25 protein-coding genes, 1 tRNA gene, 1 pseudogene and 2 riboswitches are annotated in these 25,668 nt (G+C 72.2%); of the genes and pseudogenes, 11 read left to right on the forward strand and 16 right to left on the reverse strand.

The genetic code is table 11. The features are described 5' to 3' along the window. Positions 1 to 82 precede the first annotated feature (82 nt). The 6 genes from murI to FLX08_RS42025 all read left to right on the forward strand — a co-directional run bounded on the left by murI (position 83) and on the right by FLX08_RS42025 (position 7,034). On the forward strand, positions 83 to 919 hold the full coding sequence (gene murI / locus FLX08_RS12620) for a glutamate racemase (protein ID WP_425280622.1): 837 nt from the start codon (positions 83 to 85) through the stop codon (positions 917 to 919). Next, entirely contained in the window at positions 916 to 1,668 is a 753-nt protein-coding gene (locus tag FLX08_RS12625; protein ID WP_142619016.1) for an MBL fold metallo-hydrolase, read from the forward strand. The genes murI and FLX08_RS12625 overlap by 4 nt, the downstream gene beginning before the upstream one ends. Before the next feature lie 5 nt (positions 1,669 to 1,673). Next, the gene (gene rph, locus FLX08_RS12630) at positions 1,674 to 2,390 is read left to right on the forward strand and encodes a ribonuclease PH (RefSeq protein ID WP_142619017.1); all 717 of its coding nucleotides are present in this window, start codon (positions 1,674 to 1,676) and stop codon (positions 2,388 to 2,390) included. Positions 2,391 to 2,409: 19 nt separating this feature from the next. Beyond that, positions 2,410 to 3,012: an RdgB/HAM1 family non-canonical purine NTP pyrophosphatase gene (gene rdgB, locus FLX08_RS12635; protein ID WP_142619018.1), complete on the forward strand. Its 603-nt coding sequence runs from the start codon at positions 2,410 to 2,412 to the stop codon at positions 3,010 to 3,012. Positions 3,013 to 3,070: 58 nt separating this feature from the next. Next, the gene (locus FLX08_RS42020; protein WP_341874324.1) at positions 3,071 to 4,930 is read left to right on the forward strand and encodes a molybdopterin-dependent oxidoreductase; all 1,860 of its coding nucleotides are present in this window, start codon (positions 3,071 to 3,073) and stop codon (positions 4,928 to 4,930) included. Between the two features lie 178 nt (positions 4,931 to 5,108). Beyond that, positions 5,109 to 7,034 carry a toxin glutamine deamidase domain-containing protein gene (locus FLX08_RS42025; RefSeq protein ID WP_244312589.1) on the forward strand — a complete coding sequence of 642 codons (1,926 nt, stop codon included), beginning with the start codon at positions 5,109 to 5,111 and terminating at the stop codon, positions 7,032 to 7,034. A gap of 57 nt (positions 7,035 to 7,091) precedes the next feature. On the opposite strand, the gene FLX08_RS12650 is transcribed toward FLX08_RS42025, so the two are convergent. Next, positions 7,092 to 8,048, reverse strand: a complete 957-nt coding sequence (locus FLX08_RS12650) for an alpha/beta fold hydrolase (protein ID WP_208761409.1) — start codon at positions 8,046 to 8,048, stop codon at positions 7,092 to 7,094. A gap of 86 nt (positions 8,049 to 8,134) precedes the next feature. Here FLX08_RS12650 and FLX08_RS12655 point away from each other — a divergent pair, with 86 nt between their 5' ends. Then, positions 8,135 to 8,758, forward strand: a complete 624-nt coding sequence (locus FLX08_RS12655; RefSeq protein ID WP_142619020.1) for a TetR/AcrR family transcriptional regulator — start codon at positions 8,135 to 8,137, stop codon at positions 8,756 to 8,758. A 291-nt stretch (positions 8,759 to 9,049) separates the two neighbouring features. Here the strand turns inward: FLX08_RS12655 and FLX08_RS12660 are convergent, their stop codons facing one another. The 5 genes from FLX08_RS12660 to FLX08_RS41340 form a co-directional block, all read right to left on the reverse strand. Then, positions 9,050 to 11,539, reverse strand: coding sequence for an ABC transporter permease (locus FLX08_RS12660; RefSeq protein ID WP_142619021.1), 2,490 nt, complete (start codon positions 11,537 to 11,539; stop codon positions 9,050 to 9,052). A 3-nt stretch (positions 11,540 to 11,542) separates the two neighbouring features. Then, positions 11,543 to 12,286, reverse strand: a complete 744-nt coding sequence (locus FLX08_RS12665; protein ID WP_142619022.1) for an ABC transporter ATP-binding protein — start codon at positions 12,284 to 12,286, stop codon at positions 11,543 to 11,545. A 113-nt stretch (positions 12,287 to 12,399) separates the two neighbouring features. Then, a complete protein-coding gene (locus FLX08_RS12670) occupies positions 12,400 to 13,053 on the reverse strand; it encodes a response regulator transcription factor (protein ID WP_142619023.1) in 654 nt (217 codons plus the stop codon). Positions 13,054 to 13,182: 129 nt separating this feature from the next. Further along, positions 13,183 to 14,364, reverse strand: a complete 1,182-nt coding sequence (locus FLX08_RS12675; RefSeq protein ID WP_167530382.1) for a sensor histidine kinase — start codon at positions 14,362 to 14,364, stop codon at positions 13,183 to 13,185. Between the two features lie 174 nt (positions 14,365 to 14,538). Then, on the reverse strand, positions 14,539 to 14,769 hold the full coding sequence (locus tag FLX08_RS41340; protein WP_208761410.1) for a hypothetical protein: 231 nt from the start codon (positions 14,767 to 14,769) through the stop codon (positions 14,539 to 14,541). 412 nt (positions 14,770 to 15,181) lie between these two features. On the opposite strand from FLX08_RS41340, the gene FLX08_RS40550 reads away from it, so the two are divergent. Next, a complete protein-coding gene (locus FLX08_RS40550; RefSeq protein WP_167530383.1) occupies positions 15,182 to 15,346 on the forward strand; it encodes a hypothetical protein in 165 nt (54 codons plus the stop codon). A 163-nt stretch (positions 15,347 to 15,509) separates the two neighbouring features. Here FLX08_RS40550 and FLX08_RS42910 read toward each other — a convergent pair whose 3' ends face one another. From FLX08_RS42910 to bcp, 4 genes and pseudogenes are all read right to left on the reverse strand, one after another. Beyond that, the gene (locus FLX08_RS42910; RefSeq protein ID WP_280117095.1) at positions 15,510 to 15,638 is read right to left on the reverse strand and encodes a hypothetical protein; all 129 of its coding nucleotides are present in this window, start codon (positions 15,636 to 15,638) and stop codon (positions 15,510 to 15,512) included. Between the two features lie 94 nt (positions 15,639 to 15,732). Beyond that, positions 15,733 to 15,806 (reverse strand) — tRNA-Leu (locus FLX08_RS12680). Positions 15,807 to 15,842: 36 nt separating this feature from the next. Further along, a pseudogene (locus FLX08_RS43370) lies at positions 15,843 to 16,277 on the reverse strand (hypothetical protein); the annotation flags it as partial. A gap of 66 nt (positions 16,278 to 16,343) precedes the next feature. After that, positions 16,344 to 16,802 (reverse strand): thioredoxin-dependent thiol peroxidase, encoded by a 459-nt coding sequence (gene bcp, locus FLX08_RS12690; RefSeq protein WP_142619024.1) that lies wholly within the window; start codon positions 16,800 to 16,802, stop codon positions 16,344 to 16,346. Positions 16,803 to 16,938: 136 nt separating this feature from the next. On the opposite strand from bcp, the gene FLX08_RS12695 reads away from it, so the two are divergent. Further along, positions 16,939 to 17,268, forward strand: a complete 330-nt coding sequence (locus tag FLX08_RS12695; RefSeq protein ID WP_142619025.1) for a DUF3618 domain-containing protein — start codon at positions 16,939 to 16,941, stop codon at positions 17,266 to 17,268. 159 nt (positions 17,269 to 17,427) lie between these two features. On the opposite strand, the gene FLX08_RS12700 is transcribed toward FLX08_RS12695, so the two are convergent. Continuing rightward, entirely contained in the window at positions 17,428 to 18,603 is a 1,176-nt protein-coding gene (locus FLX08_RS12700; RefSeq protein WP_142619026.1) for an amino acid deaminase/aldolase, read from the reverse strand. A gap of 201 nt (positions 18,604 to 18,804) precedes the next feature. On the opposite strand from FLX08_RS12700, the gene FLX08_RS12705 reads away from it, so the two are divergent. Continuing rightward, complete coding sequence (locus tag FLX08_RS12705; protein WP_142619027.1) at positions 18,805 to 19,521, forward strand: DUF6286 domain-containing protein; 717 nt, start codon at positions 18,805 to 18,807, stop codon at positions 19,519 to 19,521. 1 nt (position 19,522) lies between these two features. Next, complete coding sequence (locus tag FLX08_RS12710; RefSeq protein ID WP_142619028.1) at positions 19,523 to 20,014, forward strand: hypothetical protein; 492 nt, start codon at positions 19,523 to 19,525, stop codon at positions 20,012 to 20,014. On the opposite strand, the gene FLX08_RS12715 is transcribed toward FLX08_RS12710, so the two are convergent. The 5 genes from FLX08_RS12715 to FLX08_RS43375 form a co-directional block, all read right to left on the reverse strand. Then, positions 19,943 to 21,370, reverse strand: a complete 1,428-nt coding sequence (locus tag FLX08_RS12715) for a hypothetical protein (protein WP_142619029.1) — start codon at positions 21,368 to 21,370, stop codon at positions 19,943 to 19,945. The genes FLX08_RS12710 and FLX08_RS12715 overlap by 72 nt on opposite strands. Before the next feature lie 142 nt (positions 21,371 to 21,512). After that, a complete protein-coding gene (locus tag FLX08_RS12720) occupies positions 21,513 to 22,886 on the reverse strand; it encodes an L-serine ammonia-lyase (RefSeq protein ID WP_142619030.1) in 1,374 nt (457 codons plus the stop codon). Positions 22,887 to 22,911: 25 nt separating this feature from the next. Further along, complete coding sequence (gene gcvH / locus FLX08_RS12725) at positions 22,912 to 23,304, reverse strand: glycine cleavage system protein GcvH (RefSeq protein ID WP_142619031.1); 393 nt, start codon at positions 23,302 to 23,304, stop codon at positions 22,912 to 22,914. Then, a complete protein-coding gene (gcvT, locus tag FLX08_RS12730) occupies positions 23,301 to 24,392 on the reverse strand; it encodes a glycine cleavage system aminomethyltransferase GcvT (protein WP_142619032.1) in 1,092 nt (363 codons plus the stop codon). Before gcvT ends, gcvH begins: the two co-directional genes overlap by 4 nt. A 42-nt stretch (positions 24,393 to 24,434) precedes the next feature. Beyond that, positions 24,435 to 24,530, reverse strand: a riboswitch (glycine riboswitch). Next, positions 24,531 to 24,628, reverse strand: a riboswitch (glycine riboswitch). A 96-nt stretch (positions 24,629 to 24,724) separates the two neighbouring features. Then, complete coding sequence (locus tag FLX08_RS43375) at positions 24,725 to 25,663, reverse strand: AfsR/SARP family transcriptional regulator (RefSeq protein ID WP_142619033.1); 939 nt, start codon at positions 25,661 to 25,663, stop codon at positions 24,725 to 24,727. Positions 25,664 to 25,668 lie beyond the last annotated feature (5 nt).

Raw genomic sequence — 25,668 nt, forward strand, 5'->3', positions numbered from 1 at the left:
ACCGTACGTCCCCGCCGCCCGGCGCGCGATGTGAGCATTCTTACCGTCTGTGGCGGGGATCAGTCCCCTAACCTTGGGAAGCGTGCCGGAGGACAACACCAGGGCGATCGGGATCTTTGACAGCGGGGTGGGCGGCCTGACCGTCGCCCGGGCGATCATCGACCAGCTACCCCACGAATCGATCTTCTACGTGGCCGACACGGCCCACCAGCCGTACGGGCCCAAGAGCATCGCCGAGCTCCGCGCATACGCGCTGGAGGTCATGGACCACCTGGTCGAGCACGACGTGAAGATGCTGGTCATCGCGTGCAACAGCGCCAGCTCGGCCGTGCTCAGGGACGCCAGGGAGCGCTACGACGTCCCGGTCGTCGAGGTGATCCAGCCCGCCACCCGGCGGGCCGTGCGGGCCACGAGGAACGGCAGGGTCGGCGTGATCGCCACCCGGGCCACGATCGAGTCGATGGCCTACCACGACGCCTTCGCCGCCGCCCCCGACGTCGAGCTGGTCGCGGTGGCCGCGCCCCTGCTCGTGGAGTTCGTCGAACGGGGCGAGACGATGAGCGAGGAGCTCATCGAGGTGGTCACGGGCTATCTCAAGCCGATCCAGGACGCGGGGTGCGACACGCTCATCCTCGGCTGCACGCACTATCCACTGCTGACCGGCGCCCTGTCGTACGTCGCCGGGGACGGGGTCACGCTGGTGTCCAGCGCCGAGGAGACGGCCAAGGACGTCTACCGCGTCCTGCACGACCGCGGGCTGTCCAACGGCGCGGGCGAGCCGCGCCACCACTTCCGCGCGACCGGCGACACCGAGCTGTTCGAACGGCTCGGGCAGCGCTTCCTCGGTCCCGAGCTCCAGTCGGTGGAGCGGACCGCCTCCGGCATCGGCGACGTCAGCGGCGTAGGGAGTTCTCGATGAAACTGACGATCATCGGATGCTCGGGCAGCTTTCCCGGCCCCGACAGTCCGGCCTCCTGCTACCTCTTCGAGGCGGAGGGCTTCCGGCTGGTGATGGACTTCGGCAACGGCTCGCTGGGCGCGCTGCAGCGGCACGCCGGGCTCTACGACGTCGACGCCATCCTCCTGTCCCACCTGCACGCCGACCACTGCCTCGACCTGTGCGCCTACCACGTCGTGCGCACCTACACCCCCGACGGCCCCCTGCCGAAGGTGCCCGTGCACGGACCGGCGGGCGCCTCCAAGCGGCTCAACGCGGCGTACGCGATGCCGGACGAGCCCGTAATGGAGAACTCCTTCGACTTCGTACGGCTGTCGCCCGGCACCCGGCACGTCGGCCCGTTCGAGGTGACGGCCGCCCCGATGAACCACCCCGTGGAGACCTACGGCTTCCGCGTCACCCACCAGGGCCGCTCCGTCGCCTACTCGGCCGACACCGGCGAGTCGGCCGAGCTGGTCAAGCTGGCGCACGAGGCCGACGTGCTGCTGTGCGAGGCGTCCTTCCTCGACCAGCCGGGCCTGACCCCCGGCCTGCACCTGAGCGGCAGACAGGCGGCCGAGCACGCCGCCCGCGCCGAGGCCGGCGCGCTCGTCCTCACCCATCTCGTCCCGTGGTACGACAAGTCGCGCATCCTGGAGGACGCCTCGCGCGGCGGCTTCGCCGGGCCGATGGAGTTGGCGCGGAGCGGGGCCGTGTATGACCTAGGGTGACCCGTATGGCTCGTTCACACGGTCGTCGTTCAGACCAGCTTCGCCCCGTGACCATCACCCGGAACTGGCTCGCCCACGCGGAGGGTTCCGTACTGGTGGAGTTCGGCGGCACCAAGGTGTTGTGCGCCGCGACGGTGGAAAGCGGCGTGCCCCGCTGGCGCAAGGGCAGCGGACTCGGCTGGGTGACGGCCGAGTATGCGATGCTGCCCCGGTCGACGAACACCCGCAATGACCGCGAGTCGGTCCGCGGCAAGATCGGCGGGCGCACCCACGAGATCTCCCGCCTGATCGGCAGGTCCCTGCGGGCGTGCGTCGACTACAAGGCCCTGGGGGAGAACTCCGTCGTGCTCGACTGCGACGTGCTGCAGGCCGACGGCGGCACCCGCACCGCCGCCATCACCGGAGCGTACGTCGCCCTCGCCGACGCGATCGCCTGGATGCGGCAGCGCCGGATGTGCCCCGGCGACCCCCTGGTGAACTCGGTCGCCGCCGTCTCGGTCGGCGTCGTCGGCACCGAGCCGATGCTCGACCTCGACTACAGCGAGGACGTCAAGGCCGATACCGACATGAACGTGGTGATGACCGGCAGGGGCGACTTCGTCGAGGTGCAGGGCACCGCCGAGGGCACGCCGTTCGACCGGACGGCGCTCAACGGCCTGCTCGACCTCGCCGCGGCCGGCTGCGCGGAGCTCACTCGTCTGCAGGCCGAGGCCCTCGCCTGATTCACGGGAGATCGACAGCATGAACAAGGTGATCCTCGCCACCCGGAACACCGGGAAGATCGTGGAGCTGCGCCGGATCCTCGCCGACGCCGGCGTGCCGGTCGAGCTCGTCGGTCTTGAGGCGTTCCCGCACATCGGCGACGTGGCCGAGACCGGGCTCACGTTCGCGGAGAACGCGCTGCTCAAGGCCCACGCGGTCGCCTCGGTCAGCGGGTTGCCCGCCATCGCCGACGACTCCGGCCTGTGCGTCGACGCCCTGAACGGCATGCCGGGCATCTTCTCCGCCCGCTGGTCGGGGCGCCACGGCGACGACGACGCCAACCTCGACCTGCTGCTCGCGCAGATCGGCGACGTGCCGGACGGCCGCCGCCAGGCCCACTTCGCGTGCTCGGCCGCGCTCGCGCTGCCGACGGGGGAGGAGCACGTGGTGGAGGGAGCCGTGCACGGCCACCTCATCCGCGAGCGGCGCGGCACGGGCGGCTTCGGCTACGACCCGATCTTCGTGCCGGACGGCGACACCCGCACGACGGCCGAGATGACGGCCGAGGAGAAGGACGCGATCAGCCACCGGGGCAAGGCGTTCCGGGCCATCGCCCCGGTGATCGCCCAGGTGGTCTCGTAACCCCTCTCGTAATGACGCCGTAAGACCCGGGCGGGCGGACGGGCGTAGCGTTCAGGACGTGAACGCAGCAGGCACCCGCATGCCCGCCTGGGCGGCCGCGCTGACCGGCCTCGTCGCCGGCGCGGTGGCGCTCGGGGTGGCCCAGATCGTCGCCGGTCTGATCGATCCCGCCGCCGCGCCGGTCGTCGCCGTGGGCGGCGCCATGGTCGACGCCACGCCCGCCGGTCTCAAGGAATGGGCGATCCGCACCTTCGGCTCCAACGACAAGCCGGTCCTGCTCGGCGGCATTGTCGTCGTGCTCGCCCTCGTCGCCGCGGGTCTCGGCCTGCTCGCCCGCCGCAGGACGGCGTACGGCACACTGGGCCTGGCCGTGTTCGGCCTCGTCGGCGCCGCCGCGGCGCTGTCCCGGCCGGACGCCGGGGTGGCGCACGTGCTGCCCTCGCTCGTCGGCGCCGCGGCCGGCGCGTGGACGCTGCCGCGTCTGAAGCGCCGCGCCCTGAGCAGCGGCGAGGAGGACTACGTGGCGGCCAGCCGGGCCGCCGACCGCGCCGAAGGCGGCAGGGTCCTGGCGGCGCCCGCGCCGGCAGATAGCACGAGGGCCGCGGGGGAGGGGAGCCGCGCGGCGGAGTCCGGTCCCGCGCCATCGCCCGGCCGGCCGCCCGCGCCGTCGCCCGCTCAGCGGTCCGTGCCGTCGTCCGCTCGGCAGCCCGCGCCGTCGCCCGCCATGCCGGCCGTCATGCGGGCGGGCATGGGGTTGGGCACAGGGCCGGGCACAGGGCCGGGCACAGGGTCGGGCGCGGGATCCGGTGTTGGGCCGGGTGTCGGATCGGACGCCGTGCCGTACGCCTTCGACCGGCGCAGGCTCCTGACCGGAGCGGCCGCGGGGGTCGCGGTGGCGGGCGTCGCCGGGTTCGGCGGATGGCTGCTGAAGGGCTCCAAGGACGCCGAACTGGCCCGGCGCGGCGTGTCCAGGATGCTGCCGCGCGCGGCCCGCCCGGCCGCGCCCATCCCCGCCGGGGCGGACCTGCGGATTCCCGGCCTCTCGCCGTTCGTCACCCCCAACGCGGACTTCTACCGCGTGGACACCGCACTCGTCGTGCCGTCGGTGGACCCGGCCCGATGGACGTTGAAGATCCACGGCCTGGTGGACAGACCGGTCGAGCTGACCTTCGCCGACCTGCTCAAACGCCCTCTCATGGAAGCGGACGTCACGCTGACCTGCGTGTCCAACGAGGTCGGCGGGCCGTACATCGGCAACGCCCGCTGGCTCGGCGCCCGGCTCGCCGACGTGCTTCGGGAGGCCGGGATCCGGCGCGAGGCCGACATGCTGCTCAGCGTCTCCGAGGACGGCTGGACCTGCGGCACGCCGGTCGACGTGGTCATGGACGGCCGCGACGCGCTGCTCGCCGTCGCCATGAACGGCGAGGTGCTCCCGGAGTCCCACGGCTTCCCGGTCCGCCAGGTCGTGCCCGGACTGTACGGATATGTGTCGGCGACGAAGTGGGTCACCGAGATCAGGGTCACCCGGTTCGACCAGGACGAGGCCTACTGGACGCCGCGCGGCTGGGCTCCCAAGGGCCCGATCAAGACCCAGTCGAGGATCGACCTGCCTCGTGACGGGGACGATGTCACGCTGGGCCGTACGACCGTGGCGGGCGTCGCCTGGGCCCAGCACCGCGGCGTCGACGCGGTGGAGGTGCGGGTGGACGGCGGCGCGTGGCAGCAGGCGAGACTCGCGCAGGTCCCCGGGCCCGACACCTGGCGGCAGTGGTCGCTCGACCTCGTCCTGACGCCGGGCCGGCACACGATCGCCGTGCGGGCCACCGACGCGTCCGGCTACACGCAGACCGCGGACGAGGCCCCGCCCGCCCCCGACGGCGCCACCGGCTTCCACACGATCACCGTCACGGCCCGCTGACCGTCCCCGCGCGATCTCCGGCGGAGAGCCGGGCCGGCAGTCGGATCGAAGCCGGATCTGAAGCCGGATCTGAAGCCGGGTCGGAAGTCGGGTCTGAAGTTGGAAAAACCCGCCGTGCCCCGGACGGCCCGCCTCTACCATCGGCACGCTGATGTGCGCGAGGAGGGGGGCCAAGCGCGTGAACCAGGAGAGGGCGCGCCGCCACGGGAGGTGGCGGTTGCCGTCCGGTGTGTACAACCCGGTCGTGTCGGCCGACGGCCGGCGATGGCGGGACTACGAGCAGGCCGCCGAGGCGCCTGCTCCCTCGCTGGAGGACCGGCGCCTGGAGGTACGGCTGGCGGCGCTGCCGCTGGGCGTGGACACCGTGACCTTGCCGGTGGTGCCGGCCGCGAGGAACGGCGAGAACGGGGGACGCGGAGGCCACGGGCTGGGAACGCCGGCCGGGCGGCGCGCGGGGTCGTCAGACCCCCGGGAGGCCGTCCCCGCCGTGACGCCCGGCGGAGCCGAGGCCACCCGGAGCACCGGAGACCAGGAAGACGCCGGGGATGCCGGGGATGCCGGTGGCTTCGAGGACGCCGATGGGGAGGCTGCCCGCGACACGGCGGACGAGGCGGCGCCCCAGGAGAGCGCCGAGGAGAGTGGCGAGGAGAACGCCGAGGAGGCTGCTCAACTGACCGCCACAGCACCTGAGGGCGCGTCGTCGATCCTCGAAGAGTCGAGCGCGGCGGCCTCCGGGGCAACAGGGTCCGAGGCGGCAGGGTGCGAGGCGGCAGGGTCTGAGGCTGCAGGGTGCGAGGCGGCAGGGTCTGAGGCGGCACAGTCCGGCGCGGAACCTTCCGGCTTGGGGGAGCCGGACGTGGGGGCGCTCGGAGTCGGGGTGCCCGGTCTGGGGACGCTCGGCGTGGGGGAACCCGGCGTGGAGGAGTCCGGGGCCGGGGAGCCCGGCTCGCACGACTCCGGCGATCTCACTCACATGGTGGAGCGCCTGACGGCCGCAACCGAGGCGGACGACACCGACACCGACATCGACGCCGGCCTCGACGCCGAGGGCGAGTACGAGGGCGACGCCGAGGAATCGGCCGAGCCCCAGGATTCCCTGGAAAGCAGGGACCACGTGGAGACGGCGGCCGCAGGCACGCAGGACGGTGCGGCGGAACAGGACCGTGCGGCGGAACAGGACCGTGGGGGGGAACAGGACGATGCGGCGGAAGACGAGGTCACGACGGCCATGACGGCCGAGACGACCCGGACGGCCGCGACGGCCCTGACGACCGTAACGACCGACGAGAGCGATCGGCCGGGCGAGCCGATGCCCGAGACGGGACACGACGCCGCAGCCCCGGCCCGACAGGACGAGTGGCTCGTCGAGACCGCACCCGCGCCGACACTTCCCGCGCAGCCGGACATGGGCGCCGACGACGGTCCGGAGACGGGCGACCTCGATGACGCGGACGACTTCTGGTCGGCCGTGCTGCACGACGAGACCGAGCGCGACTGGCTCGACAGCCCGGGCCGCCCGCGACGGCTGGAGGAGACCCGCCCGTACGGCAGGCCCGGCGGCCTGGCCGAGGCGGACCCGGGCGGCCAGGTGAGCCTCGTGCAGGCGGTGAGCGGGCGCTTCCCGGACCCGCGGGGCACCTGGATCCGCCTGATCAACGCCGAAGGCCCGACGGAGGACGCGTTCAGGTCCAACAACGCGGTCGACTGCGCGCTGTCGGTCATGTCCACCTGGCATGGCGAGCCCGTCGTGGCGGCGCGCAGGCAGCCGGAGTACGACGGGTCGGGACGCCCCCTGCTGACCGGGGAGACCGGGGGTGTCGCCCGCGCCGAGGAGTGGCTCGGGCACCGCTTCGAATACGTGGGCCACGGCCGCCGGGCGTACGTGGCGATCGCGCAGCGGCTGATCTTCGGTGGTCACGGTGCCGCCGCCGTCCTTATCACCCGATGGGCCGGGGGAGGCAGCCACGCGTGGAACGCCGTCAACTGCCGGGGCGAGGTCCTGTGGATCGACGCCCAGCGGGGCCACATGGCCGTGGAACCGCCGTACGAGGATGTGACGGGGGTCTTCGCGGTGGTGATCGACCGTCAGGGCCGCCGCCTGTGACCGCCCTGCCGACGCCTACGGCCCGTGCGGCGAGCACGGGCCCGGCGGCGACGATGGTCAGTGACGGCCGTGGAGCGCGTCGTCCGCGTCGAGCCGTTCGAGGAAGCCGAGGACCCGGGCGGCGACCCGCTCGGGGAACTCGCCGTTGAGGGCGTGGGAGGCGTCCGGCCACAGCTCGACGACGCCGTGGGCGAGCAGCCGGCGGGCGCGTTCCGCGGCCCTGCCCGGATTGTGGATGATGCTGCGCCCGGCGATCACGGTGAGGGCCGGTACGCCGACCGCGGCGACCTCCTCGTCCGAGGGGTACGTCGGCGGAGGGAGGAAGGCGGCGAAGTCCCGCATCCCAGCGGAGATCAGGGCGGCGACCGGCTCGTCTTCGGAGACGTCGGCACCGCCGGAAATCCAGCGCAGCAGTCGCCTGCGCCACGGCTCGGGGAGCGGCCCCACCGCTCCCAGCGAGACGGCCACCGCCTTCCAGGTGATCCGGCCGAACAGGCAGGCGGGGTCGAGCAGGCTCAGGGAGGCGACCTTCTCCGGGGCGTGCAGGGCGAGCCGGAAGGCGGTCCACCCGCCGATCGACACTCCCAGCAGGTGCGTACGGTCGAGGCCGAGCCCGGTCAGGAGTTCCGCGAGCCACACGCCGTGGTCGGCCGCGCTCGCGAACGGTCTGCTCTGCACCGAGAGGCCGGGCTCGCCGAGCAGGTCGATCGCGTAGACGACGCGGCCGGAGGCGCGGAGGCCGGCGAGGTTCGGCGCCCACATCGGGGTGGACGCGGTGCGTCCCGGCAGCAGGAGGAGCGGCGTTCGGGTGTCGGCGCCGTCCGCGCCGAAGCGGTAGGCGCGGACCATGCCGAAGCCGGTCGGCACGTCCTGGAATCCGTCGTAAGGCGGAAGGACGGCCATGGCCCGGTCGTAGGTCCGCCGGTAGCGCGCGTAGGCCGGCGCGTCCCGGAAGTGCCCGAGGCGGCGCCGACGGAACTGCGCTCCGATGTTGGGCCGCACGACCTCGTCCACGTACGGATCCTCCGTTCGCCATTGGCGGTACGATCGTATTGCATCAGTATCACAATACATTCGTATCGCGAAAGAGGGGGCGAGCCGTGCCGAAGCAGGTCGACCACGCGGCTCGGCGGGAGGAGATCGCCCAGGCCGCGCTGCGGCTGTGCGCGCGAGACGGCCTGGCCGGAGTGACCATAGGGCAGGTGGCACAGGAGGCCGGCGTCTCCAAGGGGCTCGTGCAGCACTACTTCGCAGGGAAGGCCGATCTGCTGCGCGCCAGTGCCCAGGTCCTGAGGGGAGAGATCGAGCGCCAGGTTCGCGATGCCGTCCGGGACGCTCGCGGCCCTGCGGAAACCCTGCGGTGCGTGCTGCTCGCGATCGTCGAACTGGGCGCGACCGCCGTGGTCCCGCTGCTCGCCGGGCACGCGTTCGTGAGCATGGCCGTCGCCGACCCGGAGATCCGCGCCCTCTATCGCGCCGGCGGCGACGGCGTCCATCGCGAGATCGCCGCGCTCGTGGCGGCCTCCGGCCCGGCAGGGGATGTCGATCCCGGCGCGGAGGCCCACGCACTGCTCGGTCTCGCGCGTGGCCTCGCCGACGGGGTGCTGCTCGGGGAACTCGGCGTCGACGACGCGACCGCGATCGTCGACCATCACCTCCGCCGGATCCTGCCTGGGGCCCTGACCCGCTCCGGCGATCCCTCCCCGCCGGGGGTCTCCGGCTGACGATCGTCGGGCGCCGGGCGTCGGGCGTCGGGCGTCGGGCGTCGGGCGTCGGGCGTCGGGCGTCGGGCGTCGGGCGCCGGGCGTCGGGCGTCGGGCGCCGGGCGTCGCGCGGCCGGAGGCGGCGGGTGTGCCCGGCCCCGCTCGCCCGGGTCACGCGCTCGCTCGGGTCACGCGCTCGCCCGGGTCACCCGCGCGCGCGGGCGGCCCGGGCGACCGCCGTACCGGGCCGTGCCGGCCGTACTGGGCCGGTCCGGCACGGCACGGCACCGGCGAGCAGCGGACGAGTGGCGGTCAGGAGGCGGCCAGCGCTCCGACGACCGAGGCCCGCGCGGCACGGCGGGCGGGCAGCAGCGCGGCGAGCACTCCGGCCAGGCCCGAGGCGGCGATGAAGAGCAGGATCTGCCCGATAGGCAGCTCGAAGGAGACGTCCGCCGTGAACGTCGCCGTCGCCGCCCAGCCGTACGCGATGCCGAGCACGACGCCGACGATCGCACCCACCAGGCCGAGGATCAGCGCCTCGACCGAGAGCATGCCCCGCAGCTGCGGCCGGGTCAGGCCGAGGGCGCGCAGCAGCGCGGACTCGCGGGTGCGCTCGTGGACCGAGAGCGACAGCGTGTTCGCGATGCCGAGCAGTGAGATCACGATCGCCAGGGCCAGAAGCCCGGTCACGACCTTGAGGATCGAGTCGAGCGCCTCGTCGAACTGGCCGCGGATCTCGGTGGTGCTGCCGACCTTGACCGCCGGGTAGGCCGCCGTCACGTCGTCCACGATCTTGCGGGCCCGCTCGGGGTCCACCCCGTCCGCGGCGTTCACGAGGACCTGCGCGTCGCCCACCCTGCCGAAGTGCCGCTCGAAACTCTGCTCGGCCATGGTAATCGACGGCAGCATCGACGCGTCGGACTTCAGCACGGCCACGAGCTTGAGCGGGGTGCTCTTTCCTCGCGACACGACCGTCACGGTGTCGCCGACCTTGGCGCCCAGGTCCCGGGCCACCTCGTCGGCCACCGCGACGTCGCCCGCGCCGAAGCCGTCCATGGTGCCGGACGACGCCTCCGGCTCGATGGCGGTGCCGAGAGCCGACTGGGTGACCGTGCCCACCTTGTAGTCGCGGCCGTTCACCTTGGCCTTCTCCCCGCGGAACTCGGTCACCGCCGCCAGGTCACGGCTCGCACGCAGCGTGTCGGCGATCGAGCGGGGGATCGTGCCCGTTTGTGAGGACAGGATGTAGTCGGCGGGGAACTGCTGGTCGAGCCGGCCGCTCACGGTGGTCCGCATCGTGGAGGTCAGGACCGCCATGAACGTCATCAGCGTCACGCCGACGGTCAGGGCCACCGTCGTGGTCGCCGCCCGCTTGGGGTTGCGCCGCGCGTTGTCCACGGCGAGCCGTCCCGGCACGCCGAACAGCCGCGCCGGCAGCCAGCCGGCCAGCCCGCTCAGCGGCCGTACGATCACCGGGCCGAGGATGAGCACCGCGAAGAACACGAGCACGCCGCCCGCCATGACCGTCAGCAACGCCGCCTGGCTCGGCCCCTGCAGCACACCCGCCGCGGTGAGGCCGACCCCGGCCAGCACGAACAGGGCGGAGGCGACCATCCGGACGACCCCGGTGCGGAACGTGTGCTCCTCGACCTGCGTGCGCAGCGCCGCGACCGGCGGCACGCGAGTGGCCTGCCGCGCCGGGAGCAGGGCGGCGGCCATCGTCACGACGGTGCCGGTGCACATGCCGACCACGATCGTCAGCGGAGACAGGCTCACGGTGCCCGTGGGGACGTCGGTCCCGGTGGCCCGCAGCACGGCGACCGCGGCCGCCCCGAGGCCGAGGCCCGTCAGCAGGCCGAGCACCGACGACACCAGGCCGACCACGGCCGACTCCAGCACGATCGAGCCGAAGACCTGCCGTTTGGTCGCGCCGATGCAGCGCAGCAGCGCCATCTCGCGCATCCGCTGCGCGACCAGGATGTTGAAGGTGTTGTAGATGACGAGCGCGGCGACGAGCAGCGCGACCGCGCCGAACAGCAGCAGGCCCAGCCGGAGGAAGGACGTGTCCATGTGGTTGCGCTGGGCCACCTCGTCGGCGCGTTCCCGCCCGGTGACGACCTTCGCGTCGCCCACGGCCGCCGCGACGGCCGCACGGAGGCTCTCCGGGGAGGGGCCCGAGGAGAGAACGTCGATCTCGGTGAAGCCCTTGGCGCCGGTGACGCGCCGTGCCGCGCCGGGAGTGAACGCGACCGCGCCCCGGTAGGCGAGCTCCTGGTCGAGGCCCACGTCGAAGATGCCGACGAGGCGGAACTCCTGTCGCTCGCCGGCCTGGTCGAGCACCGCGACGGTGGCTCCGGGCGCGAACCCCTGGGTCTTGGCGGTGTTCTCGTCGAGCACCGCCTCGTCCGCGGCGGAGGGGGCCCTGCCCGAGGTGATCTTGATGCGGCTCGCCGGGATCGACACCCCGACGGTGGGGTAGTCCCCCACGACCTTGCCGTCCTTGCCGATGAGCGGCGCGTCCCCGGACACCATGGGCTGCGCGTCCTTGACGCCCCGCACCGCCTTGATGGCCGCGAGCGCGCTCTCCGGCAGATTCCGGTCGGGCTCGGCGCCGTCCTTGGGCGTCACCACCACGTCCACCTTGCCGGCGTCCGCGGCGAACGACTGGGCGAACCCGGCGTCGATGGTGTCGGTGAGCACGAACGTGCCCGCGATGAAACCGACCCCGAGCACGATCGCGAGGGAGGTGAGCACCAGGCGCAGGCGGTGCGCCAGGAGCCCGGCGAGGGTGGTCCGGAACACGGCTCAGGCCTCCAGCGCCATCAGCGTGTCGAGCACGGTCTGCGGCGTCGGCCGATCGACCTCGCTCACCAGCAGCCCGTCACGCAGGAAGACCACCCGGTCGGCGTACGACGCCGCCACCGGGTCGTGGGTCACCATCACGATCGTCTGCCCGAGTTCGCGTACGGACCTGCGCAGGAACGCCAGCACCTCGGCGCCGCTGCGCGAGTCGAGGTTGCCGGTCGGCTCGTCGGCGAAGATCACCTGGGGCTTGCTGATGAGCGCCCGCGCCACCGCGACGCGCTGCTGCTGGCCGCCCGACAGCTCGTTGGGCTTGTGCCTGAGCCGGTCCCGCAGGCTGACCGTCTCGATCACGCGGTCGAACAACGCCTGGTCGGCCTGGCGGCCCGCGATCTCCAGGGGGAGCCGGATGTTCTGCTCGGCCGTCAGCGTCGGCAGCAGATTGAACGCCTGGAAGATGAACCCCACGCGCTCGCGCCGCAGAAGCGTGAGCTGCTTGTCGTTCAGGCCGGTGATCTCGACGTCGCCGATGCTCACCCGCCCGTCCGTCACCGTGTCCAATCCGGCCAGGCAGTGCATCAAGGTGGACTTGCCGGAGCCGGACGGCCCCATGATCGCGGTGAACGCCTCCGCGGCGAACCCGACGTCGATGCCGCGCAGCGCGTGCACCGCCGCGTCGCCCTCGCCGTAAACCTTTGTCAGTCCACGCGCGACGACCGCGGTGCGGACCTGGGTTGTTGTGGTCATGCGGCCACGCTATGGCCGTGATCAGGGCGTTTCCTCGGCCTCGCGGACGTTCTCGGCGTGCGGCCCCGGGACGGGCCCGCTGGGACGTGTGCGACTACTGAGGTAGTCCGGTCTCAGCCCCGCGGATGATCGGGGGAGACCACGCCCGTCTCATACGCGTGGACGACCACCTGGGCCCGGTCGCGCAGCCCCAGCTTGGCCAGGATGCGGCCGAGATGCGTCTTCACGGTCGCCTCCGCGAGATGCAGCCGCGCCGCGATCTCGGAGTTCGACAGGCCGCGGGCCACGTGCACCATCACCTCCCGCTCCCGGGCCGTCAGCACGCCCGCGTCCGCCCGCCGCGCGTCCCCCTCCGGCAGGAGCACGGCGAAGCGGTCGAGCAGACGGCGTGTCGTGCTGGGCGCGACCACCGCGTCACCGGAGTGCACCGACCGGATCGCGCTGATCAGCTCGGCCGGCGGCACGTCCTTCAGCAGGAACCCCGCCGCCCCCGCCTTGATCGCGGCGAACGCGTACTCGTCGAGGTCGAACGTCGTGAGGATCAGCACCTTGGGGCCGTCGGGCGCCGCGCAGATCACGCGGGCCGCCTCCACCCCGTCCATCCGGGGCATGCGGACGTCCATGAGCACCACGTCCGCCTCGACGGCGCGCAGCGCCTCGACGGCCGCCAGCCCGTCCGCCGCCTCGCCCACGACCTCGATGTCCGGCTGCGCCCCGAGGACCATCCGGAACCCGGTCCGCACCAGTTCCTGGTCGTCGACCAGCATGACGCGTATCACTGCCGCCGCTCCGTTCCGCTCGTCATCGCCGCGATCCCCGCAACCGTACGCGGCCGGAGACGGCCGGGTCACCACGGTCCGGGGCCGGCCGGCCGCTCCGGTCGGGGGACGGCCGGGTCATGCGGCCACCCCGAGGGGAATGCGGGCGACCACCCGGAACCCGCCGCCCAGCCGGGGGGAGGCATCGACGCTTCCGCCGTACATCGCGGCCCTCTCCCGCATGCCGATCAGCCCGTGCCCGCCGACCACGCGCGGCGCCGCCGCGCCCCTGCCGTCGTCGCTGATCCTCAGCTCGATCTCGCGCCTGCCGTACGTCACCTCGACCCAGGCCCGCGTGCCCGGACCGCCGTGCTTGAGCGCGTTCGTCAGCGCCTCCTGCACGATCCGGTAGACGGCGAGCTGCTCGCCCTCCGGCAGGCTCCGCGCGGTGCCGGACACGGTGAACTCGGTCGGCAGCCCCGAGTCCCTGACCTGCCTGATCAGGTCGTCGAGCTGGGCGACGCCGGGCTGCGGAGCGTACTCCTCCGCCGGGCTGCCGGCGTCGTGCCGCAGCACGCCCACCAGCCTGCGCATCTCGGCCAGCGCCTGCCGCCCGGTCGCCGAGATCGCCTGCATCGCGCGCCGGGCCTGCTCGGGGTCGCTGTCGATGGCGTATCCCGCGCCGTCGGCCTGGACGACCATCACGCTGACGTTGTGGGCGACCACGTCGTGCAGTTCGCGGGCGATGCGGGCGCGCTCGGCCGCGGCGGCGATGCGTGCCTGCTGGTCGCGCTCCCGCTCGGCCCGCTCGGCGCGTTCGACCAGGCTCTCCACATAGCGGCGGCGGGTGTTGGCGTAGATCCCGGCGAGCCAGACGGCGACGATGAACGCCGAAGACGACACCCATGCCCGCCAGGCGTCCGGAGACCAGCGCAGCATCGCCAGCAGCAGCCCGAATTCGGCGACCGCCCCGGCGGCCAGCGCCCACAGGAGTGTGCAGCGCGAGACGACGTTGTACAGCGCGATGAGCACCGCGATGTTGGCGGGCAGGACGATGATGTCGAGCAGCCACTGGACGAAGCTGACGGTGGCGACCACCGCGAACACCTCACGAGGATGGTCGCGGCGCCATACCAGCGGAACGATGAGCGCGGCCGACAACAGCAGCAGCCCGAGCACGCCGACGTGCCGTCCCCCGATCGAGCTCGCCCGGCCGAACACCTCGGCGGTGATCAGGCTCAACAGCGCCAGCGGGGAGACCGTGAGCGAGTCCACGAGCTTGCTGTGGCGCCGGGTCCAGGCGCGCAGTCTGCCGAACACGTACCCAACCCTATGTATCGGCTGCTCAGGAGGGTCTCACCCTTGCGGCGGATCCGGCGGTACGACTCAGGTCGCAGCCGTCCGCCGCGTTTACGCCGTTCTTACGGATCTCGGCGCATTCTTGTCCTCGGGAACGCTTCTGTGAAGCGGGTAAAGGGAGATTTGGATGGCGGATCAGGACGCGGGGTCGCGCGGCGCAGGGGACGAGCCGCGCGGCCCGCGCCCGGAGCCGGAGACCGGGCCGGCCCGGCCGAGTGAGCCGACCGCGACCAGCGGATCGGCCGAACCCTCCGGGCCGGCCGTGCCTCCGCCACCTGGGAACACTCCCACGACACCCTGGAGCAGCCCGGCCGGCACGCCCGGGGGCGTGGGACCGGGCTCGCCACGGACCGGCTTGGGGGACACGTCCGGAGGTGCGGGGCCAGGCTCACCCGGAAACGTAGGGACGGGCTCGGCGTGGACCGGCCCGGGGAACGTAGGAACGGGCTCGGCGTGGACCGGACCCGGGAGCAGGCCCGGCGCGGCGGGGCCGTATGCGATCTGGGCAGGCCCCGCGGGTCCCCGGCAGCCCGGGCCGGGAACCGCGGGCGCACCCCCGACCGGCAGCGGGTATGCCTTCGGTCCCGGCGGCGCGGGATGGAACGCCCCGGGCTGGCAGGACCCGCGGGCGCGGTTCCCGTCGGCCCCGCGGCCCGGCATCGGCACGCGCCTGGCGGCCCGGCTGCCCCGCGGACACGCCGGGCGACTCGTCGCCGTCGGTGTCGCGTCCGCGATCGTCGGAGCGCTTCTCGGCGGTGGCGTCGTCGCCGTCGCCGGCTTGGTCTGGGACCGGTCGCACGCCGGGACGACCTGGATCGGCGGAGACGAACGGCAGCCGTTCTTCCCTCGCGGCTTCGGTCAGGATGTGCCGCAGGGCCAGAACGACCTGCCCCCCTGGTGCCGGCAGACCGACGCCGGAGTGCGCTGCCAGGTGCCCGGCTGAAAGCTCACGTCGCGTTTTCCCGATAGGCGCGTGCCGGCGGAGGGGCCGGCGCGCGCCTACGGGTCTTCCGCGCATCGGCGCTGTCGGTTTCGAATTTCCCTAGCGGTTGCCGGGAAGCCGTCGTCGGTGCCGTCACCTCTTTCGGCGACTCCGCGCATCCCCATCACGGCCACTCCCGCTCGCTCTCGGCGCGGAGCAGCGCGATCGCCGTGCGGATCGCCGCCGTCCGCGAGCGCGCCCTGCCGGTGGAGACGAACCGCTCCAGGAAGGACAGATCGTCGGCCCCGAGCATCAGGTTCAGCTTCGCGAGTGCCGGCCGCGCCGAATCCGGCGACGTCCGCGTTCTCGAATTATTTCGCGACTCGCCATTGTCATCTGAATTGCAGTGGGGTCGACGAGATTCGAACTCGCGCTGTACGGTACCTAAAACCGTTGCCTCTGCCGATTGGGCTACGACCCCTTTTCCTCTTCCTTTGCCCGCGAAATTCTCCGTCTGGGAATGACAGTTGGGGCAAAGGAATCGCAGGTTCTCTTTTCTGTTGTCCAGCCAATTGCCGTTGATATGGTCGATGTGCAATGTCAGCGGCCGACCCTGCCAGGCGTCGCCTATCCTACAGTCTGCGCAGACGTATGGGACTCCTACTTCCTGCAGTGCCCGCCTGAGCTTGCGAGGCTTCTCACGACAGGATCCCGAAGGAAGCAGCACCAGGATCTCCACGGGCAGGTATCGACGGGGCGTCGCGGCGCTCTTGTCCGCAGAGGGGCTGCCGAAGTGGGATGTGTCGATGCCGAAGTGCTTGAGGCGGCGGCTGATGTGGGCGTGTGCGCCGCCCGACCAGGGGATGCCGAGATAGCGCAGCACGTCGGCGATGCTGCGCGCGGCGGCCGCCGCGTCGGCGAGCAACTCGGGGGTGTATTTGTACTTCGCCATGCCCCGGAATTTATCGGCCGCGACCGACAATTCCGGGGGAGTCGCGAAAGGGATATCTCAGGAGATTCACAGCTCTTTCGTGAGCCGGGCGACGTGGCCGGTGGCCTTCACGTTGTAGAGGGCCTTCTCGACCTTCCCGTCCGCGTCGATGATGAAAGTGGAGCGGATGACGCCCATCACCGTCTTGCCGTAGTTCGTCTTCTCGCCGTACGCGCCGTACGCCTTGTGCACGTCCAGGCCGGTGTCGGACAGCAGCGGGAAGGTGAGCGCGTCACGCTCACGGAACTGCCGAAGCTTGGCGGGCTTGTCCTTGGAGACGCCCAGCACGACGAAGCCCTGCTCGGTCAGCGCGCCGAGGTTGTCGCGGAAGTCGCAGGCCTGCTTGGTGCATCCGGGGGTCATCGCCGCCGGGTAGAAGTAGAGGATGACCCGCTTGCCGCGGAACGACTCCAGCGAGACCTCGTTTTCGTCGGCGTCGGTCAGGGTGAAGTCCGGCGCGGGGTCGCCGGGCTGGAGCTTGCTCATCACGTCCTCCGGAAAAAAGGTGACCCGCGGCGATCGGCGGGCAAGCGTCAACCAAACTACCGGCTCAGCCGCTGTGCGGGGCGACCGCCGGACCTGGCAGACTGATCACACACGAATACCACAGGAGGGGGATCGCATGGCGGACACCGATCCCGATGCGCTGGAACGGAAGATCGAGCGCACGCGCGCGGAGCTCGCTCGCACGGTCGACGCCATCGCGGACCGGGTGAGCCCGAAGCGGGTCGCGGAGCGCGGCGTCGAGAAGGCGAAGGCCAGCGCGCGCGGCATCGTCACGTCGATGGAGGACATGGTCCTGGGTCCGCGCGCGTACGCCCCGGCCGACGGCGAGGGCGAGGAGCCCGCGGACTATCCGGCGCCCAACATCGCTCCGGTGCTGATCGGGATCGGCGTGGTCGTCGTCGTGGGCGCGGCCGTCATGCTGCTGCGCCGCCGCCGATCCCGCTGAAACGCCGCGGGACCGTCGACCCGCTGCGGAACCGTTGAGCCGCTGCGAACTGTCGGCCCACGGCGGACCGCTGAAACGCTGCGCACCGACGCCGCCGTGACGGGTTCACGGCGGCGTTCGCGTTCTCCCGGCCGGGTCCGGAACCATCGAGGCCGGCGGTCAGAGGAACGTTCTGCCCTCACCGCGATAGGTCGGGACCTCCTCGGTAACCCGATCGCCCTCGACCAGGTGCAGGGCGGCGAAACGTTCGCACAGCTCCCCGGCCTTCGCATGGCGGAACCAGACGCGGTCGCCCAGGCGGAGGTCGGCGGCGGCCTCGCCCAGCAGCGGCGTCTGCACCTCACCCGCCCCCTCGTCCGGGTGATACCGGAGCCCCGCCGGCAGGTACGGCTGGGGCAGCCGGGTGGGCCCGGGGGCCCCGGAGGCGGGGTAGCCCCCGCCGAGCACGGTCGCGACGTCCGGCGCCGGCTTGCGTACGACCGGCAGGGCGAACAGCGCCGCCGGACGGCCGGTGAAGCCCCGGTAGAAGTCGAACAGCCGGGGATGGAAGAACCCCGAGCCCGCCGCGACCTCGGTGATCGCCCGCTCGGTGGCGGTCTTCTCGATGCTTCCCGTTCCGCCGCCGTTGACGAACTCCAGGTCGGCGACCTGGCGCACGGCCTGCACGATCCGGCCGCGCCGCACGACCAGCTCGCGGCGCGACCGCTCCTGCATCCAGCGCACCGCGCGGCCGTACGGTCCCGGAACGTCGTCGCCCACCCCGGCGATCTGGGCCTCGTACGCCATGAGCCCGGTCAGCCGCACTCCGGGGCGCTTGGCGATGTGCGCGGCGATCTCGGCGGCCTGCTCGGGCTCGCGGATCGGCGACCGCAGCGCGCCCGCACGGAACGCGCCGCCGAAGGCCACGAAACCGGCGTCGATGTCCAGGCACACCCGGATCCGGTGGGGGAGGCGCAGGCTCTCGATGAGGTCGAGGTGTTCGGGCGAGTCGACCACGACGGTGATCTCCCGCGCGGCGGCCTCGTCCGATCCCAGGGCGCGCAGCGCGGTCCTGTCGGCCGTGGGATAGGCCACGAGCACGTCCCGCAGGCCGGTGGAGACCAGCCACAGCGCCTCGGGCAGCGTGAACGCCATGACGCCCGAGACGCCGTCGATGCCGAGCAGTCGTTCGAGCACGGCCCGGCAGCGGATCGACTTGCTGGCCACCCGGATCGGCTTGCCCCGGGCGCGGCGCACCATGGAGGCCGCGTTCGACCGGAGCGCGTCCATGTCGAGGACCGCGAAGGGCGGCTCAAGGTGGGCCGTCGCCCGGTCGAGGCGCTGTCGGTCGTCCATGGGCGCAGCCTAATACGGCACCGCCGGGAAATACATGAGCGCTGTTCACATTAACCGTGCCCGGGCAAAATCTCCGCCGTGGAGCGTTCATGATCGCGCAAGGCCGCGGGTGACCCGCCCGTCCCGCCGGCGCTCCGTGTACCCATGGTGAGGTGACTACCGGGCGGAGCCGGCACGGTGAGCGGGAAGGGTGAACGGCTGATGAGCGTCGTGCAGGGAATCCTGGCGGGTTCGTCGGCGAGGAGCGCCATGGACGGGGGCGGCGACGCCGAAGGCCCCGAGGACGCCGGATACGGCTTCGGAGGCGCCGACAGCGTGGGCGGCGGCGACGGCGTCAAGGGCGCCGGAAGCGACACCGGCGGCAGGGGCGCCGCGGCGGGCCGGCGGAGCGCCACGCGCCTCCTGCTGCCGGGCCGGACCCCGGCCGCCGTCGTGGTCGCCACCGTGATCGCCCTGCTCGGCTGGGTGTGCACCGCCGTGGTCGTCGCCGTCATGCTCGGCGTGTCCCTGGAGTGGCGGCTGCCGCCCCGGCTGATGAACCTCACGACGTCCGACCCCGTCGTTCCCGTCGCGGCGGTAGGCATGATCGTCTGCGGCGTGGGGCTGGTGGCCCTCGCGCTCGTTCCCGGCCGTCCCCGGCTCATGCCCCTGGCCTGCGCGGACCCGCTGCTCGCGATGGGCCTGACCCGCGCCGGTCTGCGCCGTACGCTCGCCGCCTCCGCCCGCGAGGTCGAGCACGTACGGCGGGCCGACGTCCACATCCTCCGCAGGCGGATCGAGGTCGCCGTGGTGGCCGACGCGGACACGACCGGGGCCCTGCTGCGCGAGGTCGGCGCGGCGGTCGGCGACCGGCTGTCGGGGCTCGGCGTCCGGTCCCGTCACGAGGTGGTCGTACGGCTGCGCAGGAGAGGGGGCTGACATGCGTCCGCGATGGGGGAACCGCATCGGGCTCCTGCTGGTGGGCGTCACGCTCGCCGCGGGAGGTTTCGGCCTGCTGACCGCCGTGCGCCGGCGGCCCGGCGTGACCCTGATCGACGCGAGCGTGGCCGACGGGAGCGTCATCGACGGGAAACCGTGGGCGCTGCCCCTGCTGGCCGGTGCGGCGATGGTGCTCGCCCTGGTCGCGACCCGCTGGCTCTTCATGGCGCTCGGCTGGGGCCGGGTCGGCAGCCGCACCGGCGCCGGCATCGCCATGCTCGGCGTGGCGCTGAAGGGGATCGACGGGATCGGCCGCATCTCGGTCAGGCTCCTGCGCGACGGCAGACTGCGGGTGACGGTGTCGCTCCGGCGGTCGGCCGACCTGCGGCAGGTGATCAGGCGGCTGGACGAGTCGGCGGTCTCACGCGTTCGCCGCGCGGTCGGCCGCGGCGACGCGCTTGCGGTCGTTCGCCTGCACGTCCGCCGCCGCTGACCGGCCCTGCCTGCGCCACGGCGCGGGGGTGGCGCCCGTGCCGAGGGCGAGCCCGGCGGCCAGGCAGGCGAGCGGCACGACGGGCACCACATAGCGGTGGTCGAAGGCGGCGATCAGGGGCGGCAGCAGGAGCAGGACCGCCGCCGCGGCCCAGGGCAGCAGCGCCGTCCACCGCCGGGCGACCAGCCCGGCGAGCCCGGCCAGCAGGATCACCGCCAGCAGCGGCCCCCGCAGGAAGCCCTGCTCCTGGTAGGCGCGCAGCAACCCCGCGAACGGCTCGACCACCTGCGTGTCCCCGGAGCCTCCCTGGTAGGCGGTGGTCAGCTCGCCCGCCGTACGGCCGCCGGAGGCCACCTTGGAGGTGAACGGCTTCACCGAGGCGGGGAAGACGTACGCGCTCTGCGGCCCGGGGGAGGGGTACACCTTCCGGTCCCATTCGAACGCCCACATGGCGTCGTGCAGCCCGGTCATGAGGAAGTCGAGGGGCTGGCTGCGGATCGCCAGCGAGGCGAACTCGCTCGCCAGCCGGTCCTTGTCCTTCTTCACCCGCTGGATGGGCGAGCCCGCGTCCCAGATGTAGGCGGGCGCGGCCAGCCGGGGCTCCGACGGGCACAGCACCGCCAGTTCCTTCGGCGGCTCCATGACGGAGCAGTCGGCGAAGGTCATCGTGCGCGACCACAGCCACGTGCTGTTGCCGCCCAGCCCGTACGAGCCGTGGGCGTCGTGGAACCAGACGGCGTAGCCGCCGAGCACGGCGGACGCGGCGGCGAGCCCGGCGAGCGCGGCCCGCCAGCGTCCGGCGAGCACCACCGGCAGCAGCGCCAGCGCGATCAGGGGCAGCCCGAGGGTGCGGGTGACCGTGGCGAACCCGAGCAGCAGCAGCGCCGCGACGACGGCCCACCCGCCCGGGCGGGGGCGCCACAGCAGGATCGTCACGGCGGCCACGACCAGCGCGGTGAACAGCAGGTCCGCCATGACGAGGTGTTCGAGCTGGATCTGGTGGACGTCGAGAAGCACCGGCGCCGCCGCCAGCGACGCGCCCCAGCCGGGCAGCCGGGTGCGGCGGCGCAGCAGCGCGTACACGCATACGGCCATGCCGAGACCGAGCAGATGCTGGACGATCACGACGGCGGTGATGCTGCCCAGCGGGCTCAGCGCCGCCAGGAACAGCGAGTAGCCGGACGGCCGCGAGGGCAGCGGCCGCAGGTCGAGTGCCGAGCTGAGGTAGGCGAAGGAGTCGGCCCAGAACCACAGCGCGGGCCGGTAGCCGAGCACGGCGAGCGCGCGCAGTGCGACGCCCGCCGCCAGCACGACCAGGAACGCCCGATGCGGGCGCAGCGCCTCGCGCCACCTCACGTGACGGCCCTCCTCCTCGCCGGGGAAGTCACCACGATATTGGCGAGCGGCACATGCGTCACATTCGAGACGTCACCGCCCCCGCCACCGCGCGCCTGCCGCCGTGCTTATCGGCGTGCTCGGCTCGGCGGTGGCGCGTCCGTCAGCACTCGATGACGTTGACGGCGAGGCCGCCGCGCGAGGTCTCCTTGTACTTGTCGAGCATGTCCCTGCCGGTGTCGCGCATCGTCTTGATCGCCTTGTCCAGCGACACGAAGTGGCGGCCGTCGCCGCGCAGCGCGATGCGGGCGGCGGCGATCGCCTTGATCGAGGCGACGGCGTTGCGCTCGATGCACGGGATCTGGACGAGCCCGCCGATCGGGTCGCAGGTCAGGCCGAGGTTGTGCTCGATGCCGATCTCGGCGGCGTTCTCGACCTGCTCCGGCGTCCCGCCGAGCGCCTCGGTGAGGCCCGCCGCCGCCATCGAGCAGGCCGAGCCGACCTCACCCTGGCAGCCCACCTCCGCGCCGGAGATGGAGGCGTTCTCCTTGAACAGCACGCCGATCGCGCCCGCGGTGAGCAGGAAGCGGATGACGCCGTCCTCGCCGGCCCCCGGCAGGAAGCGCATGTAATAGGACAGAACGGCCGGGACGATGCCGGCGGCGCCGTTGGTCGGCGCGGTGACGATCCGGCCGCCCGCGGCGTTCTCCTCGTTGACCGCCAGCGCGAACAGCGTCACCCAGTCCATCGCCCGCAGCGGGTCGGTCCCGTCGGCCTCGCCCTGCAGCCGCCGGTGGAGCTGGTGGGCCCTTCGGCGCACCTTGAGGCCGCCCGGCAGGACGCCCTCGCGGCTGGTGCCGCGCCGTACGCACTCGGCCATCACCGCCCACAGATGCAGCAGGCGGGAACGGATCTCCTCCTCCGTACGGCCGAAGGCCTTCTCGTTCTCCATCATCACGCCGGAGATCGACAGGCCGGTCTCGGCGCAGTGCGCGAGCAGTTCGTGCGCGGTCGTGAAGGCGTACGGCAGCACCGTGTCGTCGGGCTTGATCCGGTCGGCGCCGGTGGCGTTCTCGTCCACCACGAAGCCGCCGCCGACCGAGTAGTACACCTTCTCGCGCAGCACCGTGTCGTCGGCGTACGCCGTGAACCGCATGCCGTTCGGGTGGTGGGGCAGCGACAGCTTGCGCTCGAAGACGAGGTCCTCGCCGACCACGAACGGGATCTCGTGCACGCCGTACACCGTGACCGTGCCGCTCGCCCGCATCGCCGCCAGCCGTTCGTCGACGGTGTCGACGTCGACCAGTTCGGGCTTGTCGCCGGACAGGCCGAGCAGGACCGCCTTGTCGCTGCCGTGGCCCTTGCCGGTCAGCCCGAGCGAGCCGTACAGGATGGCCTCGATCCGGGTCACCTTTTCCAGCAGCCCGTCCTGGTGCAGCCCGCGGGCGAACTTGTGCGCCGCCGCCATCGGGCCGCCCGTGTGCGAACTGGACGGCCCGATGCCCACCTTGAACAGGTCGAAGACGCTGATCGCCATTGACCGTTGCCCTTCGCGCCGTCTGTCAGGACTCGCCGGAGGTCAGCGCGGCATACTCCGCAGCCGACAGCAGGTCGTCCGGCTCCTCCTCCACGCGCACGCGGAACAGCCAGCCCTCGCCATAGGGGTCGGAGTTGACCAGCGAGGGGTTGTCCACGACGGCGGGGTTGATCTCGACGATCTCGCCGCCGACCGGCGCGAAGATGTCGCTCACGGACTTGGTGGACTCCACCTCGCCGACCGCGTCGCCGGGCGCGATCGTCGCGCCGACCTCGGAGTGCACCTCCACGTAAACGACGTCGCCGAGCTGCTCGGCCGCGTACGCCGTGATGCCCACCGTCACGGTGTGGCCGTCCTCAAGCCCGGCCACCCACTCGTGTTCCTTGGTGTAGCTCAGGTCGTCCGGAATGGTGCTCACTTGCTCCTCCTGTAGAAAGGCAGATCGACGACGTCGACCGGTTCTTGGCTGCCCCGGATGTCCACGGCCAGGCCACCCTTCTCCAGGGCGCCCTCGTCCACGTACGCCATGGCGATCGGGCGGCCGAGGGACTGCGACGGGGCGCCGCTGGTCACCTCGCCGACGACGGCGCCTTCCCGGGTGACGGAGTAGCCGTGGCGGGGCACGCGCCGGCCGCGCGCCACCAGCCCGACCAGACGCCGCCTGGTGTCGTACTCCGCCGCCCGCTCAAGGGCGCTCTTGCCCACGAAGTCGCCGGGCTTGTCGAAGCGGACGACCCGGCCGAGGCCCGCGTCGAACGGTGTGATCGCCGCGCTCAGCTCGTTGCCGTACAGCGGCATGCCGGCTTCCAGGCGCAGCGTGTCGCGGGCCGACAGCCCTGCGGGGACGAGCCCGGCGTCCCTGCCCGCCTCGGCGAGGGTGTTCCACAGCGGCAGGGCGTGCTCGTTCAGCACGAAGAGTTCGAAGCCGTCCTCGCCGGTGTATCCGGTGCGGGCGATCAGGGCGGGCGCGCCCGCGACGATGCCGGCGACGATGGCGTAGTACTTCAGGTCGCCGAGGTCGGCGTCGGTCAGCGTGGCCAGGATCTCGGCGCTGCGCGGGCCCTGCACGGCGACCAGCGCGTACTCGTCCGACCTGTCGGTCACCTGCGCGTCGTAGCCCCGGACCCGGTCGGCGAGCTCGCGGGCGACGAGGGCGTAGTTGGAGGCGTTGGCGACGACCATGTACTGGTCCTCGTCGAGGCGGTAGACGATGAGATCGTCGAGGATGCCGCCGGTCTCGTTCACGATCATGGTGTAACGGGCGCGACCGGGCGCGAGGACGCTGAGGTGCCCCACGAGCGCGCGGTCGAGCGCCTCGCCCGCCTGCGAGCCGACGACGAAGATCTCCCCCATGTGGGACAGGTCGAACAGGCCCGCGGCCGTGCGCACCGCGTTGTGCTCGGCCGACTCACTGCCGTAGCGCAGGGGCATCTGCCAGCCCGCGAAGTCGGTCAGGGTCGCGCCCAGACTTTCGTGGACCCCACGGAGCGGGGTGGATCGGGACATGCGCACCTCGGAAGGACGGATGCTGCGTTTGACTATCGGGCATCCTCCCCCTCTGTCATCGGCGCCTGAGAGCTTCGTCCGATCTTTGCCGGACTTTCACCTTCGGCGAGGCCTCACGGCCTTCTTTCCAGAGGTCACCTGGCCCGCACGGTCCTTTGCCTTGAGAGGTTCGCGGGGAGGGCTTGCTCCTTCAGGGGCCCTGACCGGATGCCAGGACGCTCTCCCGCGCGGGATCACTGGTGTGCTGCAAGCCTAGTGGGTCGCCGCCTTCCCCGTAACCGGCCGGATCACCCTATTTCCCCTGCCACTTCCGGCCATGCCATCCCGCGTGGTCAGTGGGTGGAGTCGCACGGCGGCCGATGCGCCGCCCGGAGCCGCAAAAGGGTGGACGGGAGGTCGTCGCCGGTGAGGATCCGCTGGTGGAGGGCCTGGGTGTCGGGGGACGGCTCGGTGCCGAGGCGGTCGACCAGGGTGCGGCGCAGCCGCTGGTAGGACGCCGAGGCGTCGTGGGTGCGGCCCGACCGGTGCAACGCCAGCATGAGCTGCCGGTGCGGCCGTTCGCGCAGCGGATGGCGCCTCGCCCATTGGGCCAGGCCCCCGACGATCTCGTGATGGTGCCCGAGCGCCAGCCTGACGTCGAAGAGGTCCTCGGTCACCGCGCGCCGTTCCTCGTCCAGCCGGTCGGCCCACGCGGAGAGCGCGTGCACATGTCTCATGGCGAGCAGGGCATCACCCCGCCACAGGCTCAGCGCGTTCTCGAACATCCGCGCCGCATTGTGGTAATCGCAATTCTCACGAGCGATTCTGCCCTGCGCCGCGAAATGGTTGAATTCTTCAGCATCCACGGACGCCGGCGGCACGGAAAGAAGGTAGCCGCCCTCCACGGTGTGCAGTGGAGAAAGGTCGGGGTCGCGGGGCGAGAGCCGTCGCCGCACCTGTGCGATGTAGGTGGTAAGATTCCGCGGCGCCGATTTAGTGGGACGGCCATTCCACAACAGATCGATGAGCCGGTCCCGGTGGACCGCGATATTCGGATTGAGCAGGAACAACGCGAGCAGCTGCCGGTGCCTCGGGGCGAGTCCGGCGATGACGTCCCCTGAGGGCTTCATGGCCAGGAACGGTCCGAGCACGGCGTATAACACGGTTCCCCTCGCACGAAAGCAGCGTGAACGCGCCGACGACGCGGCTATGATCGCTATTTGACCATATCTCTCTGCGGCGGCGTGCGTCAAAAAATATGCCGTTTCTATGTCGGCCACTCCGGGGCCCATAAACG

Source organism: Microbispora hainanensis, from assembly GCF_006874475.1.
GTDB classification, from domain to species: domain Bacteria; phylum Actinomycetota; class Actinomycetes; order Streptosporangiales; family Streptosporangiaceae; genus Microbispora; species Microbispora hainanensis.